Source organism: Streptomyces sp. NC-S4, assembly GCF_054353315.1.
The window spans coordinates 8,472,949-8,487,712 of sequence record NZ_CM135937.1 but is presented as its reverse complement, the minus strand read 5'-3'; the positions used below and the strand labels follow the sequence as shown (position 1 = coordinate 8,487,712).

At 73.1% G+C, this 14,764-nt stretch carries 16 protein-coding genes; 8 read left to right on the top strand and 8 right to left on the bottom strand.

Annotated elements, in window-relative coordinates:
* Positions 1 to 90: 90 nt before the first annotated feature.
* A complete protein-coding gene (locus ACXNSR_RS38050) occupies positions 91 to 747 on the top strand; it encodes a LamG domain-containing protein (protein WP_458643501.1) in 657 nt (218 codons plus the stop codon).
* Here ACXNSR_RS38050 and ACXNSR_RS38045 read toward each other — a convergent pair.
* The 4 genes from ACXNSR_RS38045 to ACXNSR_RS38030 form a co-directional block, all read right to left on the bottom strand.
* On the bottom strand, positions 727 to 1,437 hold the full coding sequence (locus tag ACXNSR_RS38045) for a ribonuclease H family protein (RefSeq protein WP_458639901.1): 711 nt from the start codon (positions 1,435 to 1,437) through the stop codon (positions 727 to 729). The two genes, ACXNSR_RS38050 and ACXNSR_RS38045, sit on opposite strands and share 21 nt — an antisense overlap.
* 39 nt (positions 1,438 to 1,476) lie before the next feature.
* Positions 1,477 to 3,081, bottom strand: a complete 1,605-nt coding sequence (locus ACXNSR_RS38040) for a sensor histidine kinase (protein ID WP_458639900.1) — start codon at positions 3,079 to 3,081, stop codon at positions 1,477 to 1,479.
* Positions 3,082 to 3,186: 105 nt separating this feature from the next.
* A complete protein-coding gene (locus ACXNSR_RS38035; RefSeq protein WP_458639899.1) occupies positions 3,187 to 3,993 on the bottom strand; it encodes an ABC transporter permease in 807 nt (268 codons plus the stop codon).
* Positions 3,994 to 3,998: 5 nt separating this feature from the next.
* Positions 3,999 to 4,943, bottom strand: coding sequence for an ABC transporter ATP-binding protein (locus tag ACXNSR_RS38030; protein ID WP_458639898.1), 945 nt, complete (start codon positions 4,941 to 4,943; stop codon positions 3,999 to 4,001).
* A gap of 170 nt (positions 4,944 to 5,113) precedes the next feature.
* Between ACXNSR_RS38030 and ACXNSR_RS38025 the strand changes: the two genes are divergently transcribed.
* Positions 5,114 to 5,776: a response regulator gene (locus tag ACXNSR_RS38025; RefSeq protein WP_458643500.1), complete on the top strand. Its 663-nt coding sequence runs from the start codon at positions 5,114 to 5,116 to the stop codon at positions 5,774 to 5,776.
* A 43-nt stretch (positions 5,777 to 5,819) separates the two neighbouring features.
* Here ACXNSR_RS38025 and ACXNSR_RS38020 read toward each other — a convergent pair whose 3' ends face one another.
* Complete coding sequence (locus ACXNSR_RS38020; protein ID WP_458639897.1) at positions 5,820 to 6,212, bottom strand: MerR family transcriptional regulator; 393 nt, start codon at positions 6,210 to 6,212, stop codon at positions 5,820 to 5,822.
* Positions 6,213 to 6,262: 50 nt separating this feature from the next.
* Between ACXNSR_RS38020 and ACXNSR_RS38015 the strand changes: the two genes are divergently transcribed.
* Positions 6,263 to 7,582: an MFS transporter gene (locus ACXNSR_RS38015; protein WP_458639896.1), complete on the top strand. Its 1,320-nt coding sequence runs from the start codon at positions 6,263 to 6,265 to the stop codon at positions 7,580 to 7,582.
* Here ACXNSR_RS38015 and ACXNSR_RS38010 read toward each other — a convergent pair.
* Together ACXNSR_RS38010 and ACXNSR_RS38005 are read right to left on the bottom strand one after the other, a co-directional pair.
* A complete protein-coding gene (locus ACXNSR_RS38010) occupies positions 7,524 to 8,495 on the bottom strand; it encodes a serine hydrolase domain-containing protein (protein ID WP_458639895.1) in 972 nt (323 codons plus the stop codon). The two genes, ACXNSR_RS38015 and ACXNSR_RS38010, sit on opposite strands and share 59 nt — an antisense overlap.
* A 169-nt stretch (positions 8,496 to 8,664) precedes the next feature.
* Positions 8,665 to 8,868 carry a cold-shock protein gene (locus ACXNSR_RS38005; protein WP_030036890.1) on the bottom strand — a complete coding sequence of 68 codons (204 nt, stop codon included), beginning with the start codon at positions 8,866 to 8,868 and terminating at the stop codon, positions 8,665 to 8,667.
* 465 nt (positions 8,869 to 9,333) lie between these two features.
* Between ACXNSR_RS38005 and ACXNSR_RS38000 the strand changes: the two genes are divergently transcribed.
* The 4 genes from ACXNSR_RS38000 to ACXNSR_RS37985 all read left to right on the top strand — a co-directional run bounded on the left by ACXNSR_RS38000 (position 9,334) and on the right by ACXNSR_RS37985 (position 13,135).
* On the top strand, positions 9,334 to 9,831 hold the full coding sequence (locus tag ACXNSR_RS38000; RefSeq protein ID WP_458639894.1) for a SigE family RNA polymerase sigma factor: 498 nt from the start codon (positions 9,334 to 9,336) through the stop codon (positions 9,829 to 9,831).
* Positions 9,824 to 10,267, top strand: coding sequence for a hypothetical protein (locus tag ACXNSR_RS37995; RefSeq protein WP_458639893.1), 444 nt, complete (start codon positions 9,824 to 9,826; stop codon positions 10,265 to 10,267). The genes ACXNSR_RS38000 and ACXNSR_RS37995 overlap by 8 nt, the downstream gene beginning before the upstream one ends.
* A gap of 289 nt (positions 10,268 to 10,556) precedes the next feature.
* Entirely contained in the window at positions 10,557 to 11,804 is a 1,248-nt protein-coding gene (locus ACXNSR_RS37990) for a mannosyltransferase family protein (RefSeq protein ID WP_458639892.1), read from the top strand.
* 101 nt (positions 11,805 to 11,905) lie between these two features.
* A complete protein-coding gene (locus ACXNSR_RS37985; RefSeq protein ID WP_458639891.1) occupies positions 11,906 to 13,135 on the top strand; it encodes a serine hydrolase domain-containing protein in 1,230 nt (409 codons plus the stop codon).
* A 50-nt stretch (positions 13,136 to 13,185) separates the two neighbouring features.
* Here ACXNSR_RS37985 and ACXNSR_RS37980 read toward each other — a convergent pair whose 3' ends face one another.
* Positions 13,186 to 13,650: a barstar family protein gene (locus tag ACXNSR_RS37980; RefSeq protein ID WP_458639890.1), complete on the bottom strand. Its 465-nt coding sequence runs from the start codon at positions 13,648 to 13,650 to the stop codon at positions 13,186 to 13,188.
* A gap of 134 nt (positions 13,651 to 13,784) precedes the next feature.
* Between ACXNSR_RS37980 and ACXNSR_RS37975 the strand changes: the two genes are divergently transcribed.
* Positions 13,785 to 14,243, top strand: coding sequence for a hypothetical protein (locus ACXNSR_RS37975; protein ID WP_458639889.1), 459 nt, complete (start codon positions 13,785 to 13,787; stop codon positions 14,241 to 14,243).
* The last annotated feature ends 521 nt before the right edge of the window (positions 14,244 to 14,764 follow it).

The window sequence follows — 14,764 nt, the reverse complement described above, 5'->3', positions numbered from 1 at the left end:
AAGGAGCCGCTCGTGCTCACTCAGGTTCTCACTTGGTTCCGACGGCTCACGGGACGCTCCACCGGTACCCCCACCGGTGGGGACTCACCGCTGAGCGCCCGGGCCCCGGTCTTCACCGCGGACTTCAGGTCGACCACCCAGTGGGTCGCCGGCCGGTCCTGGGCCTATCCGAACGGCGGACCCACCAACACCGGCGACAACAAACTCGACTACCTCGTGGCCGACCCCTCCTACAGCCGCACCGGCACCTTCCGGGCCACCCGCCGCCCGGACGGCAAGTGGAACGCGGGCCTGCTGACCACCGAGGGCAGCGAGGAGGGGTTCATGGTGCGGACCGGCGACGTACTGGAGTCGCGGGTGCGGCTGCCCTCCGAGATCGGGGCCTGGCCCGCGATCTGGACCTGGCGGGACGGCGGCAACGAGATCGACGTCTTCGAGTACCACCCCGACAATCCCGATCTGCTCGAGCTCTCCAACCACGTCAAGGGCGGCTCGCGCTACTACCGGAACTCCGCCATCACCCCCGGCGGCTGGATCGACCTGAAGGTCGAGTTCGGGACGCGCTCGGTCGTGTGGTGGGTCAACGGCATCCGGGTCTTCGCCGACCGCCGGGGAGTCGGACGCAACTGGCGGGCGTCCCTCATCGTCAACCTGTCCGTGTGCGCCGGGCGCTACCACCCGGCGCCCGACCCGGGCGTCTCGCAGATGTCCTACGAGGTGGAGTACCTACGCGTCCACCGACCCTAGCGAGCCGCAGGCCTGGTGACCCCACCGGCTGCCGTTCTTGGTGATCATGTCACCGGCCGCGTAGGGCTTTCCGCAGGCGCAGCTCCCGGGGAACTTGGCCTTGATGGCCCGGGATCCGCCGCCGCCCGGGGCGCTGCGCGCGGACGAACGCTTCCCCGGCGCGGCCGCCTTGCGGCGCGCGGGGGAAGCCGCGGCCGGAGCGGGGACCGGCATTTCGGTGCTGCCGAGGGCGGTACCGGCGGCCTCCTGCGTGACCGCCGCGTCGCTGGCGGCCTGGTCGGCGATCGCGTTCAGGTGGTCGCCGTCCTCGCGGTGCGCGGGAACGTACTGGAAGGTGACGTCGCGGTCGGCCAGCAGCCGGTCGATCGCCTCGACGAGTTCCCGGTTGGCGACCGGCTGGCCGGAAGCGGTCTTCCACCCGTTGCGCTTCCAGCCGGGCAGCCACTGGGTCACGGCCTTCATCGCGTACTGGGAGTCCATCCGCACCTCGACGGGCGTCCCCGGGGCCACGGCCTCCAGCAGCCGCTGGAGGGCGGTCAGCTCACCGATGTTGTTGGTGGCCCGTCCCAGCGGACCGGCCTCCCAACGCTCGGGGCGCCCCTGGGAGTCGGCGATGACCCAACCCCAGCCGGCCGGCCCGGGATTACCTTTGGCCGCTCCGTCACAGGCGGCGATGATGCGATCAGACATCCCCCGATCATGCCTCATCCGCCGGGGCTCCCCGATCGCTCAGCCCGGCAGCACGTCCTTGGCCGTCAGACGGGAGCCCGCGTAACAGAGCCGGTAGACGTCGACCTGATCGAGGAGGTTGCCGTTCGAGCGGTAGTACGCGCACACGGTGCCGGGGGGTGCGGGCAGCGCCCGTACGGCGTCCGGGACGTACCGGAACTGCTGCTCGGGAAGGAACGGGGTCACTTCCGCGACGTCCTGGCCGACCCGGACCGCGGCGAAGTCCGCGGGGCGCAGGACACAGGTGGTCAGCTGGTGGGCCAGGTAGGCACAGGAGGCGAGTGTCACCAGGCCGAACCCGATGGGAGCCGCGAACGCGGCGACGAACCGGTACCGGGCCCCGCGCCGGGCGACGGCGAGCCGCCGCGCCGATGCGGAGCCGGCGTGCTCCCCGGGCTCCTCGGCCTGCCCGGGCTGCCCGGGCTCCCCGGCGCCTCGCGCGTGCTCCGGGTTCACCTGGTCCGGCAGGGTGGCGAGGACCTCGAAGCCGCCTTCACGGGGTGCGGCGTGCAGCGTTCCGCCGATGAGCAGGACCCGTTCGCGCAGGCCGGTCAGACCGCGCCGTCCCGGGTCAGACCGGCTCGTGGCGGCCCCCGGGCCGGCGGACGGCGAGCCGGCCCGCGGCGCGGAGTTGGTCACCCGTACCTCGGTCCGGTCCGCCTGCCGGGCGATGCTGACGTGGACCGTGCTGCCGGGTGCGTGCTTGATCGCGTTGGTCAGCGACTCCTGGACCACGCGGTAGGCACTGCGGTCGACCAGCGGCGGCAGGGCCCGGGCCGGCCCTTCCCGCCGCAGGTGCACCGTGACCCCGGACTCCCTCGTCCGGGCGACGAGTTCCTCCACCGGTTCCACGGACGAGGCCGTCGGCTCCGTACCGTCCGAGCCGTCCCGCAGCACTCCGACGGTGTCCCTGAGGTGACCCACGGCGTCGGAGACGGCGGCGCGCAGCACGGCCAGGTCCGCCCGGTCCTGGCCGGTCAGGGTGGGCGAGAGTTCCAGGGCCCCGGCGCGCAGGGCGATGAGGCTCAGTTCGTGGCCCAGCGAGTCGTGCATGTCCGAGGCGATCCGGGTGCGTTCGCGCAGCCGGGCCTGCTCGGCCACGGACCGCTGCCGCTGTTCGAGGCTGCGGGCCCGCTGCCAGCCCTCGTGCACCAGGGCCAGCCTGGCCTGCCGGTAGCGACCGGCCAGCCAGGGCAGCAGGAGGGCGGCAGGGATGAACGACATCGCGTAGAACCAGTGCACGGCGCCGACGCCGAGGACGGCGCACAGTGCGAGGTCGATGGCCGTGCAGGCTCCGAACAGCACCAGCGCGGGCACCGTACGGTCCGCCCGGAGGCCGAGCAGGTACGCCAGCACGGCCAGCGCCGTCAGGTACGGACTGGCCGTCGTGGTCGGATCGGCCAGGCCCGCGGCGACCACCGCGTTGGCGAGGAACACGGCCGCCCCGGGCCGGGTCCGGCCGGCGGGCACCGCCACCGCGAGGACCAGCAGCGGCAGGACCAGGCCGAAGGCCGACGCGGGACGGGCCGCTTCCCGGTGGGCGAGGACCGCGGCGCCCGCCATCACCGCCCACAGCGCCGCGTCCCGCACGGCCGGCCCCCGCATCCTCACTCCCACGCCCACGCCCACGCGCGCCGCTCCCCTCTCATCCGTCCCGCTGCTCCTGTCCGCCCGGGTCACCGGCCGGATCACCGGCCGGGGCCAACCCTGTCACCCGTCGCGCCGCCGCAGGACGAGCCGGCCGGTCATGTGGGCGGCGGCCGTCCAGGCCAGCACGATCAGGATCGCGGCCGCCGGCGGGTAGGGGGCATCGCCGTCCGCGAGCATGAAGTGGCCGCCCGCGGTCTGCGGGAGGACGTCGTTCACCGCCAGGAGGACGGAGCCCCCCAGTCCGGTACAGATGGTGGGGAGGGCGGAGACGAGACCGAAGACCGCCGCCAGCGTGCCGACCGCGGTCCGCAGGGCGAAGGCCACCCCGACCGTGAGCACGGCGACCAGGGCGCAGTACAGGCCCATCGCCAGGGTCTGGGCGAGCGCCTTGCCCGGATCGAAGGACGCGTGGCCGCGGAAGGGCACCCGGGCCACGGCCATGCCGAGGACGGCGAACAGGCATCCGGCGGTGAACGACACCGCCGCGGCGACGACCGCCTTGGCCAGTTGCAGGCGGTGTCTGACCGGCACCCACTGGAGCGAGGTGCGGACGCTGCCCGTCGCGTACTCACTGGTGACCACGGTCATCGCGAGCACGACGACGACGAACTGACCGAGGATGACGGAGGAGACCGGGGCGTTGCCGAGCGGCTGGACGGGCCTGTCGTTGATCCGGGCGATGGAGCCGTAGTAGAAGGTGAAGACTGCCGTCAGCAGGATGCCGACGAGCAGGCAGGCGTACGGGGTGCGGATCGACCACAGTTTGGCCCATTCGGCGCCGACCGCACCGGCGAAGCCGCCGCCCGCGGGAGCCGGGGCGGCGCTGCGCGCCGGGTCCGTCATGGTGCCGGTCATCGTGTCGGTCATAGGGGTCACGCCTTCGCCGTTCGGGTCGCGTACTCGACGCTGTGTTCGGTCAGTTCCATGTAGACCTGTTCCAACGAGGCCGAGACGCTGTGCAGTTGGTGGAGGCGGATGCCGAGGCGGTGGGCGAGGTCGCCGATCTCCCCGGCGGTCCTGCCCCTGACCACGATCTCGTTCCGCTCGCCGCCGCCGGGCGAGGGAGCGGGCTCGGCGATCACCCCGTCGTGGGCGAGCAGGCGGTCGGTGAGGGCGCGCAGGTCGCCGGGGCCGGCGGTGCGCACCCGTACCGAGGCCGAGGCACTCGCGGCGAGCAGTTCGGCCATGGGGGTGTCGGCCAGCAGCCGGCCCCGGCCGATGACGACGAGCCGGTCGGCCGTCAGCTGCATCTCGCTCATCAGGTGGCTGGAGAGGAAGACCGTACGGCCCCGCGCGGCCTGGGCGCGGACGAGTTCGCGCACCCAGCGCACGCCGTCCGGGTCGAGGCCGTTGACCGGCTCGTCGAGGATGAGCACCTTCGGATCCCCGAGGAGGGCGCCCGCGATGCCGAGCCGCTGGTACATGCCCAGGGAGAACGCCCCGGCCCGTTGGCGCGCCACCGCGGCCAGGCCCACCGTCTCCAGGACCTCGTCGACGCGGCGCACGGGGATGCCGTTGCTGCGGGCCTGTGCGATCAGGTGGCTGCGTGCCGGGCGGCCCGGGTGCAGGGCCTTCGCGTCGAGGAGGGATCCGACCTCGCGGACCGGGTGGCGCAGCGACGCGTAGGGCTTCCCGTCGATGAGCGCCCGGCCGGCGGTGGGCCGGTCCAGGCCGAGGATCATCCGCATCGTGCTCGTCTTCCCGGCGCCGTTGGGGCCGAGGAAGCCGGTCACCCGTCCTTCCTCGATGTCCAGGGTCAGTCCGTCCACGGCGACGGTGTCGCCGTGGCGTTTGGTCAGGCCTCGTAAGGTGATCACGGGGGTCCTTCCGGTGTCGTCCCGGTGTCGTCGGTTCTGTGACGACCGTAGGAACCGGCGGGGGCGGCGGGCATCGCCCGCAGGTCGGCGATCGGATCCCCTACTTTCGTCGGGGGTCCCCGACGAACGGCCCGGCCCCGGACCGCCGTTAGACTGCGCCGGTGGTCGAGGTGCTGCTGGCGGACGACGAGGCGATGGTGCGGGCGGGCGTGCGCGCCATCCTGGCGCGGGATCCGGGGATCGAGGTCGTCGCCGAGGCGGCCGACGGGTACGAGGCCCTGGACGCCGTACGCGCGCTCCGGCCCGCCGTCGCCCTGCTCGACATCCAGATGCCCCGGCTCGACGGGATCACGGCGGCCGCACGGATCCACCGGGAACTGCCCGGCACTGCGGTGATCATGTTGACCACCTTCGGCGAGGACGAGTTCATCGGCCGCGCCCTGCGCGAGGGTGCCGACGGGTTCCTGCTCAAGGCGGACGATCCGCGGGAACTGCTGGCGGGTGTGCACGCGGTGGCCGCGGGCGGCGCGTACCTCTCACCGAAGGTCGCCGCCCGGGTCGTCGCCGGACTGCGCGGCGGGCGGACGGCGGGCGGCGTGCCCGCGCGCAGCGCCGTGGAGGGGCTGACGGAGCGCGAGAACGAGGTCCTGGCCCTGCTGGGCGCCGGCCTGTCCAACGCCGAGATCGCCGCCCGCCTCCTGCTGGTCGAGGGCACGGTGAAGGCCCACGTCAGCGCGATCCTGGGCAAGCTCGGGGTACGCAACCGGGTGGAGGCGGCGATCGCCGCGTACGAGGCCGGGTCGGCCGGACGGAACCGCCGGACGGGGCCCTGAGCCCGTCCTCGAAGGGGTCCTCGAGCGGGACCGGCCGCACCGGTCAGGAGCCGGGGCCCTCGGCGGAGAGCAGCGCGCACTTCTCGAAGTTCATGCATCCGCAGGCCAGGCAGTCGGCGACGGCGTTCCGCAGGATCTGCGTCTGTTCGATGAACCGGTCCAGTTCGGGGAGCTTGCTCTCGGCGAGGGCGCGCCACTGCCGGGTGGCGCCGCGCTCGGCGTCGCCGTCGAGCAGGCCGCGGATCTCGGCGAGGGTGAATCCGGCCCGCTGGGCCATCTTGATCAGCGCGAGCCGCCGCACGGTGCCGGCCGGGTAGACGCGCCGGCCCCCGGCCCGGTCGGCGGGCGGCAGCAGGCCGACGCTCTCGTAGTAGCGCAGCGCCGAGGGTCTCATCCCCACCTGCCGAGCGAGCTCACCGATCCCGAGCTGTCGCACCCGTCACTCCCCCTTGACTTCAAGTGCGCTTGAACCTTGAGTCTGACCTGGTGACTCCCGTACAGACAACTCGCCTCCTCTCCACGGCCTACCGGCCGCTGTTCGCCCGTGCCGACTTCCGGCGGCTGCTGCCCGCGCTGGCGGCCTCCGATCTCGGTGACGGGATGAGCGTGGTCGCCGTGGCGTGGCTGGCCATCGAAATCGCTCCCCCGGGGCAGTCCGGGATGCTCCTGGGCGCCGCGCTCGCCGCGTACGCGCTGCCGGGGGCCGCCGGAGCGCTGCTCTTCGGACGGTGGCTGCGCCGGCTTCCCGCCGGGCGGCTGCTGGTGGCCGACAGCCGGATCCGCGCGGTGCTCCTCGGCTGTGTGCCGCTGGCCTGGGCCGCGGGGGTGCTGCACCCGGCGCTGTACGTGGCCCTGCTCGCGGGCTCGTCCGTCCTGCACGCCTGGGGGAACGCGGGCAGGTACTCCCTGATCGCCCAGATACTTCCGCCCGATCAACGGCTGGCCGCCAACGCGCTGGTCAGTTCCAGTGTCTCGGCCTCCATCGTCGTCGGCCCCGCGCTCGCCGGGTTCCTGGCCGTGGTGATCAGTCCCGCCTGGCTCATCGGTCTCGACGCGCTGTCCTTCGCCGTGCTCGCCGTCCAGGCCGGGCGGCTGCGGGGCACGGCGGCCGGGCAGGAGGGGAAGGGGGAGGAGGCCGCCGCGGCCGCGCCGGTCGACGCCGACCGGTCGGCGGCCGGCCTGCGCCTGCTGCGCAAACAGCCCGAGCTCCTCGGAGTCCTGGCCCTGACCTGGTTCTTCAACTTCCTCTACGGGCCGGCGGAGGTCGCGCTCCCGTTGCACGTCACCGACGACCTGCACGCCGGGGCGGGTCTGCTCGGGCTGTACTGGGCGCTGTTCGGGGCGGGTGCCGTGCTGGGCGGTCTGGCCGCGGGCGTGCTGCGCCGGTTCCCGCTCTGGCCGGTCACCCTGGGGATCGTCGCGGGCTGGGGGCTGGCGCTCGTACCCTTCGGGCTCGGCGCGCCCGCGGCCGTCACCCTGGCCTGCTTCACCCTCGGCGGCCTGATCTACGGACCGTTCACGGCGCTGTCCTACACGCTCTTCCAGGAACGCACCCCGGCCGCCTCGCTGACCACTGTCCTCGCCGCCCGCAGCGCCGCCCTGCTGACCGCCGGACCGGTGGGCACCGCACTCGGCGGGCCGCTGATCGCGCTCCTGGGGCCCCGGCGGGTGCTGGCCGCATCCGGGATCGCGACCGTCGCACTCGCCGTGGTCGGGGCCGCGATACGGGTCCGGGGACGGCGCCGGTTCAAGGCCCCTTCCACTCCGTCGGCCCCGTCGGCCCCTTCGGCCCCGTCGCCCTTGTGACGGCCGACCTGATCTCGTCCGCCAGCGTCCGGGCGGCCGTGTCGGCCGCGCCGCCCACCAGGCGCGTCCGGGTGAGGCTGAAGGCCAGGCCGCGGGCACGGTCGGCGAAGGTGATGCTGTCGCCGCTGCCGTGGTGGCCGAATGCCGTGCGTCCACCCGCCATCTGGGGCAGTCCGACGAAGTAGCCGAGCCCCTTGGCGTACCGGCCGAGGAGCATCAGGCCCTTGCCCTCGACCGCCACCTCCGCCGCCAGGGCCGCCCGCCCGGGGGACAGCAGCCGCACGCCCCCGACCTCCCCGGACAGGGCGGCGTAGAGCCGGGCGGCTGCCCGCGCGGTCGTGGTGCCGCACGCGGGCAGGTCGGCCGGCAGGTACGCGCGCCGGTTGGCGAGTTCGGCGACGGTCCACACGCTGCGGCTCGGGACGACGTACCGGCGCAAGGGCGCGGAGGGGGAAGGGCCTCCAGCCCGGCCGCCCCATTTGCCCTCCACCAGCGGCGCCGTCCGGGCGAGCTCGCTCTCGGGCAGGCCGAAGCAGAGCTCGTCAGCCACCCCCAGCGGTTCGCTCACGTACGTGCGCAGGGCCTCGGACGGGGTCGGGCCGGTGATGCGGCGCACGGTCTCGCCGAGGATCCAGCCGAAGGTCCAGCCGTGGTACCCGCTGGCGGAGCCCGGCTCCCACAGGGGCTCCGCCGCCGCGACGATGGCGCACATGCTGTCCCGGTCGCACAGCTCCTCCGGTGTGAGGGCGGCGGGGAGCAGCGGTACTCCCACGTCATGCGTCAGGGCGTGCCGTACGGTGGCCCGCTCCTTGCCGTGCGCCCCGAACTCGGGCCAGTAGTGGGCGATGGGGGTGTCGTGGTCGATCAGCTCCTGGACCATCCCGCCGACGCGCGCCTGCGCATCCGTGCTCACCCTGTGATCCACCCGGGCATCATGGCACCGCGCGGAGCCCGGAAAACGGATCAGGGCCGTGCGGCGTCGCCGCACGGCCCTGATCCTTCCCGCGGCCCGTTCGGTGAAGGGGCCAATCGGGGAAACGGTTCTCCCGAGCCCGGTGGTCCCACCGGGCCGTCGTCCGGGACTAGGCGGGGGTGATGTTCTCCGCCTGCGGGCCCTTCTGACCCTGCGTGATGTCGAAGGTCACGGCCTGACCCTCCTGGAGCTCACGGTAGCCAGTGGCGTTGATCGCCGAGTAGTGGGCGAAGACGTCCGGGCCGCCACCGTCCTGGGCGATGAAGCCGAAGCCCTTTTCCGAGTTGAACCACTTCACAGTTCCCGTAGCCATGTTCATGCCTTCCGTTGACGTAAGTCCTCCACACGGCGTGGAGGACGGAGGTGATCGCCCTGGTCCTACGGCACAACACAGCAAAACTGCCCACACCTGACGGCACGGGCAAGGCACTTGGAACCACGACAGCTACTCGTGAAGGTACACGCCTGCACGCACTGTCACCAGGGGGAATGATCTCGCCTTCGGGACGAGATTCAGCCCTTTCGCCCACACTCCGGGCACGACCCCCCGTAAATGCGCCGAGTACGGCCCCCGGATGCCGTCCTGGCGCGGCCCGGCTCCGGATCACCCGGTGGCCCGCGGCGCCGCCGCCACGCCGCGCCGTGGCCGCCCCGACGATGGGTACCCGACCCGCCGTGTGACGGCACTCACACGACGAACTGTCGTCCGGTGTCGACCGGACGGGGTGCGGCGGACGTATGCCCGGTGAGAGGGACACATGGATTCGGGAGCGATTTTTTGACCATCGAGGAGTTCGAGGAGTTCTACGCGCAAGCGGCAGGACGGCTCACAGGACAGCTCTACGTGATGCTCGGCGACCACCACGAGGCGCAGGACGTGGTGCAGGAGGCCTTCGTCAGGGGGTGGGGCCGCCGGCGTCAGCTGGATCGTGACGGCCGACCCGAGGCGTGGATCCGCACCGTCGCGTGGCGGCTCGCCGTCAGCCGCTGGCGCGGGCGGCGGCGCACCGCCGACGCCTGGCAGCGCACCGCGCCCGCCGGTCACGTGGAGGGGCCGGGGCCGGAGGCGGTGGCGCTGGTCGAGGCACTGCGGCAACTGCCCCTGAAACAGCGCCGGACCATGGCGCTGCACTACGTGTGCGATCTGAGCGTCGAACAGATCGCCGCCGAGACCTCCCTGTCCACCAGCACGGTCAAGACCCACCTGTCCCGGGGCAGGGCCACGCTCTCCCGCCATCTGCAGGACCCCCGCATTGAGGAGGCTCCCGATGCCTGACTCCCACGACCCGCTGCGGTCCCTGTTCCGGGAAGCGGCCTCCGCCGGACAGTCCGCGAGCACGGCCCCGCCCGTCGCCGTCATCGAGCGGCGCGGCGAACGGCACCGCCGGCGCCGGATCGTCGGCATCGCCGCCGCCTGCTTCCTCGTACTCGCCGGATCCGGGGCGGCGCTGTCCGCGTTCCTCCCGGCGGACCCGGGCCCGCCCCTCCCCGCGACCACTCCCTCTCCCGCGGCCCCGTCCCCGACTTCCGCACCGCCCCCGCCGCCCGACTCGACGGCGCCGACGCTCAACTCCGCGCCGCCGCGCAACACCACGGCTCCGCCGCCGCGCAACAGCAGCATGCCGACGAGCAGCAGGACGACACCGCCGGCCGATCCCACCGGGACGGCGACCACGACCATGTCGGCCATGCCGCCCCAGCCGCTCCGCTAGGCCGTCTCTTTCGGATCTTGCCGGGCCCGCGACGCCCGGCACCGCACCCGGCCGCGTTGTCGGGACACCCGAGTACGTCCAGTACACGGGCGCACCTCCGCCTTGCCGTGCACGGCACCGGACGCCGCGGGCTCGGCCGACAAGATCCGAAAGAGACGACCCAGCCCCAGCACCTCCTCCTCTCCCCCTCCCCCTTCTTCACCCTCTCCCGCAGCACACCGCCCGCGGACACCGGCCCGGACCGGAGTCGGTGACTCCGCACACCCTCAGACGGCCAGGAGATCCCGATATGCCCGTTTCAACCCCCCGTCGGCCGGTCGAGCTTCCCGGCTCGCCCACCCCCTGGCCGCCCGTGCGCGAGACCGGTCGCCGCCCCCGGCTCCTCCGCCGCCCCCTCCCGGCGTTCCTCCGGCTCGGCCCGGGCGAGCGCGAGGTGGTGTGGCTGTACCTGCTGACCCGCGTCGGCATCTGGGCCACGGCGGGTGCCGTCGGCTGGCTGTTCCCCTCCGACGGCGAGGCCCGTCGGCCGGCCTCGCTGCTCTCGCCCTGGCAGCAATGGGACTGGTGGCACTACCTCCACATAGCCCAGGAGGGCTACTTCCCCGACCAGGCGGGACCCTGGACGGCCGGCTGGGACAACCGGGAGGCCTTTCTGCCCGGCTTCCCCCTCGCCCTGCGCGCCGTCCACACCGTGATCCCCGACTGGGCCGCGTCCGGGGCTCTGATCTCGTTCCTCGCGGGAGGCGTCGCCGTCCTGGCCCTCGCCCGGATCGCCCGCCATCACCTGGCCGACCTCGAAACGGGCCGCCGCGCGGTGGCCTTCCTGCTGCTCTCGCCGTGCGCCGTGTTCCTGGCCGCGGGCTACACCGAGGCGCTCTTCCTCGCCTTCGCCCTGCCCGCCTGGCTGGCGGCGCAGCGCCAGAACTGGCCGGCGGCCGCGGCACTGGCCTGCCTGGCCTGCTCGGTCCGCATCACGGGACTGTTCCTCGCGGCCGCCCTCGCCCTGCACTTCGTCCTGACGGCCCGCGACCGCACCGCCTGGCGAGCGGCTCCGTGGCTCTTCCTGCCGGCCCTCGCCCCCGCCCTCTACAGCTGGTACCTGCACAGCTGGACCGGGGACTGGATGGCCTGGAAGCACTCCCAGGAGCGCGGCTGGTACCGGGACTTCCACACGCCGTGGGAGGCCTGGGAGAACACCTGGGAAGCCGCCTTCCACCACACCCACCCCACCGGGTACGCGCTGATGTGGCAGGCCGAACTCCTGGCCATGGTGATCGGCGTCGTACTCCTGGTCCTGCTCGTACGGGGCCGCCGCTGGCCCGAGGCCCTGTACATCGCCCTCACCCTGTGGGCCCTGGGCACCTCCTACTGGTACACGTCGGTGCCCCGCTCCACCCTCCTGTGGTGGCCGCTGTGGATCGGCCTGGCCTCCTGGAGCCTGAGGCGCCCCCGGATCCGGAGCGCCTACCTCTACGTCGTGGCCCCCCTGTCCACCGTCGTCGCCATCACCTTCCTCACCGGCCGCTGGGCCGGCTGACCCCGTCGTCAAGGCGGCGTCGACTGGCCGGTCGCGCACGGTGGGCGTTCCATCGAAGGGTGGGCCTTGTCCCGAGGGGCTCGTCGCGGCAGGAGATCGCCATGGCCGGAGTGAGGACCACGCACCCGGGCCGCGCCCGGACGGCACTGCTGTGCGCCACCGCGCTGCTCGGCACGGTCCTGCCGGCCGGTGGCGCGTGGGCGGCGAGCGGGGCCGGGGCCCGGGCCGCGTCCTGCGTGGCGTCCCCCGAGCCCTCGGGCGGCGAGGCGAAGCAGATCCTGGACATCGCCAAGGCCGCGCAGAAGGAGCTGGACCTGAACGCCGTGGTCCTGCGGGTCACCCGCGACGGGCGGGAAATAGTCACCGGCGCGCTCGGCGAGTCGATGACGGGGGTCCCGGCCACGGCGGACATGCACTTCCGGGCCGGTTCCGTGGCCATCGTCTACATGGGCATCGCCATGCTGCAACTCGTCGAGCAGGGCAAAGCCCGCCTCGACGACCCCATCTCGCGCTGGCTGCCCGACGCGCCGCACGCCGACGAGATCACCCTGCGGATGCTCGGCGCCTCCACCTCGGGCCTGCGCGACTACGTACCGGACCCGAAGTTCCTCGCGGCCCTGTACGCCGACCCGTTCCGCCAGTGGACCCCCGACGAGCTCGTGGGCATCTCCGCAGCCCACCCCCTGCTGTACGAGCCGGGGACGAGCTGGAGCTACTCCCACGCGAACTTCGTGATCCTCGGGCAGGCGCTGGAGAAGATCTCCGGCATGCCGCTGGCCCAGGTGATGGAGCAGCAGATCACGGGGCCCTCCGGGCTGGACAACACGCGCAACAGCTTCACGCCCCAGATCGAGGAGCCCGTCCTGCACTCCTTCGACGCGGAGCGCGGCAAGTACGAGGAGTCCACCTACTGGAACCCCTCCTGGACCACCGCACCCGGTGCGGTCCTGAACACCCACATCTGCGACCTGGCCCGGTCGGCCGAGGTCGTGGGTACCGGTGAGCTCCTCTCGCCGCAGAGCTTCAAGGTCCAGCTCGACCCGGGCACGGTGGGTCTCGGCGGCAACACCCCGGGCTGTGCGCCCAAGGACTGCTTCCGCCAGCTTCCGGCCCGGCACTTCGGCTACGGCGTGATCGTCCAGAACGGCTGGATCCAGTCGAACCCGTCCTTCGCGGGCTACGCGGCCATCCAGGCGTACCTCCCGAGCGAGCACCTGGCCATCGCGGTGTCCACCACGGTCGGCCCCAAGGGCCCCGAGACCAACACGGCCCAGACCATCGCCGCCCGGATCGCCGCGGCCCTCGCCCCGGAGAACTCCCTGGCGGGTTGAGGGCCTCGCCCCCACCCGCACGGACCCGGCGATTCCCCGGTCCGCAGTGGTTACGGGACCGTCTCTCCCCAGCACAGGCGCAGTTCTTCCCGCAGGTCCGGAACGGACGCCGCCGCGCAGGACATGACGATCACGAGCCTGCTGAGGTCGAGGCCGTCGGACCGCCGCGTCCAGGACCATCGCCGGCCCGCCCGCAGAAGCGTCCTGAAGAGCAGTTGCCGTGTGTCGGCATCGCCCGGCAGCACCTCGTCCGCAGCCTCGACGACGAGTACGCAGCGGTCCGCGGGCTGCAGCCAGTTGAGATCGCGCAGGCAGTCGAGGAGGGCGTTCCAGTTCCACCCGAAGTAGTCCGGGAGCTTGAGCCGGTCGTAGAACTGCAGGAAGACCGCGTCCGTGTCCCGCATCCCACGGCCGTCGAGGCGCACTGCGTACGTCCTGCCGGTGTCGGGCAGCAACAGATCGACGGGCAGAGCGCCTTGCTCCGCAACGACGTGCACCCAGGGCGGAGTGTGCACACCGCCACCTCCCCCTGCGACCGTCCGGGCCCCCGGCTCCGCGCCACCCTATCCGGTACCCCGCCCCAGCGTTGAGCGGGAACGGAGCGCGGGGTCCACGGCGGGGGCATGCCGCATGCGGCATGATCTGGATCATGACGCATCCCTCCCTGCCGAGCACCGAGTCGGCCGTCGTCGCGATCCGGGCCGTCGCGGCCGAGTACGGGCTGGCCGTGTCCGTCACCGATGACATCGGCGCCGATCAGACGTCACGGCGAACCTCCGCGGCCCTGTTCACCGTCCTCGACCCCGACGGATCCCTGCCCCACGAGGCATTCGTCGAACTGGGCGGAAGCCCTGCCGTCAGCGTGCGGATCTTCCCCGAGGACGATGCGACGATCACCGTCGACGGGGTGGTGTTCGAGGACGTCCCCCGGGACTCCGTCCCCGCGTTCCTCCGGTCCGTCTACGGCGGACTGGCCTTCGTGAAGGGGCGGTTCTTCCCGCCGGGCTACTGGCTCTCCGTCCCCCTGCCCGGCGACGAGACGTACCGGGAGATGGTCGCGGGCCCCTCGCTCACGCCCTGGCTCTCCGGCCGCGTCCGCCCTAGCTGAGGAAGAGCCGGCCCGCGATCTCGCAGGCGCCCGGGTCCGGCCGCGAGCATGCGGGCCACACGGCGTCGAGCTGGGCCCCGCCCGCGTGTGCCGGGCATACGGCGCGGCCGGTTCGGCCGAGGGCAGGTTCTTCCGGAGGTAGCCGATGATGCCCGCCCCGAGGGCCCGGCCGACGTACAGCGGGCGTGCGGGAGGCCGGCGTCCCGCTCTGCGCGTCGGGGACGCAGAAGGTCTGCGACGCCGACCACGTCCACCCCGACCGGCCGGACCGCGTGCACAGGACGGTCGAGCGCCTGTCACCGACCGGCAGGATCGGGCGGCCGCTGATCACCGCCCAGGGCACGCTCGACGCCGTCCTGCCGATCAGCAGGAGCGGGGACGTCCACGCGAAGCCGGTCGAGGACTCCGGGCGGGGCGATCTGCACCACTGCCACCGGATCACCGCAGAACCCGCACGACCGTTCCGGGGCCCGTTCCCCGCAGGCAGCACGCGTGCGCCGAACGGGCCCCCGCCCGGTCAC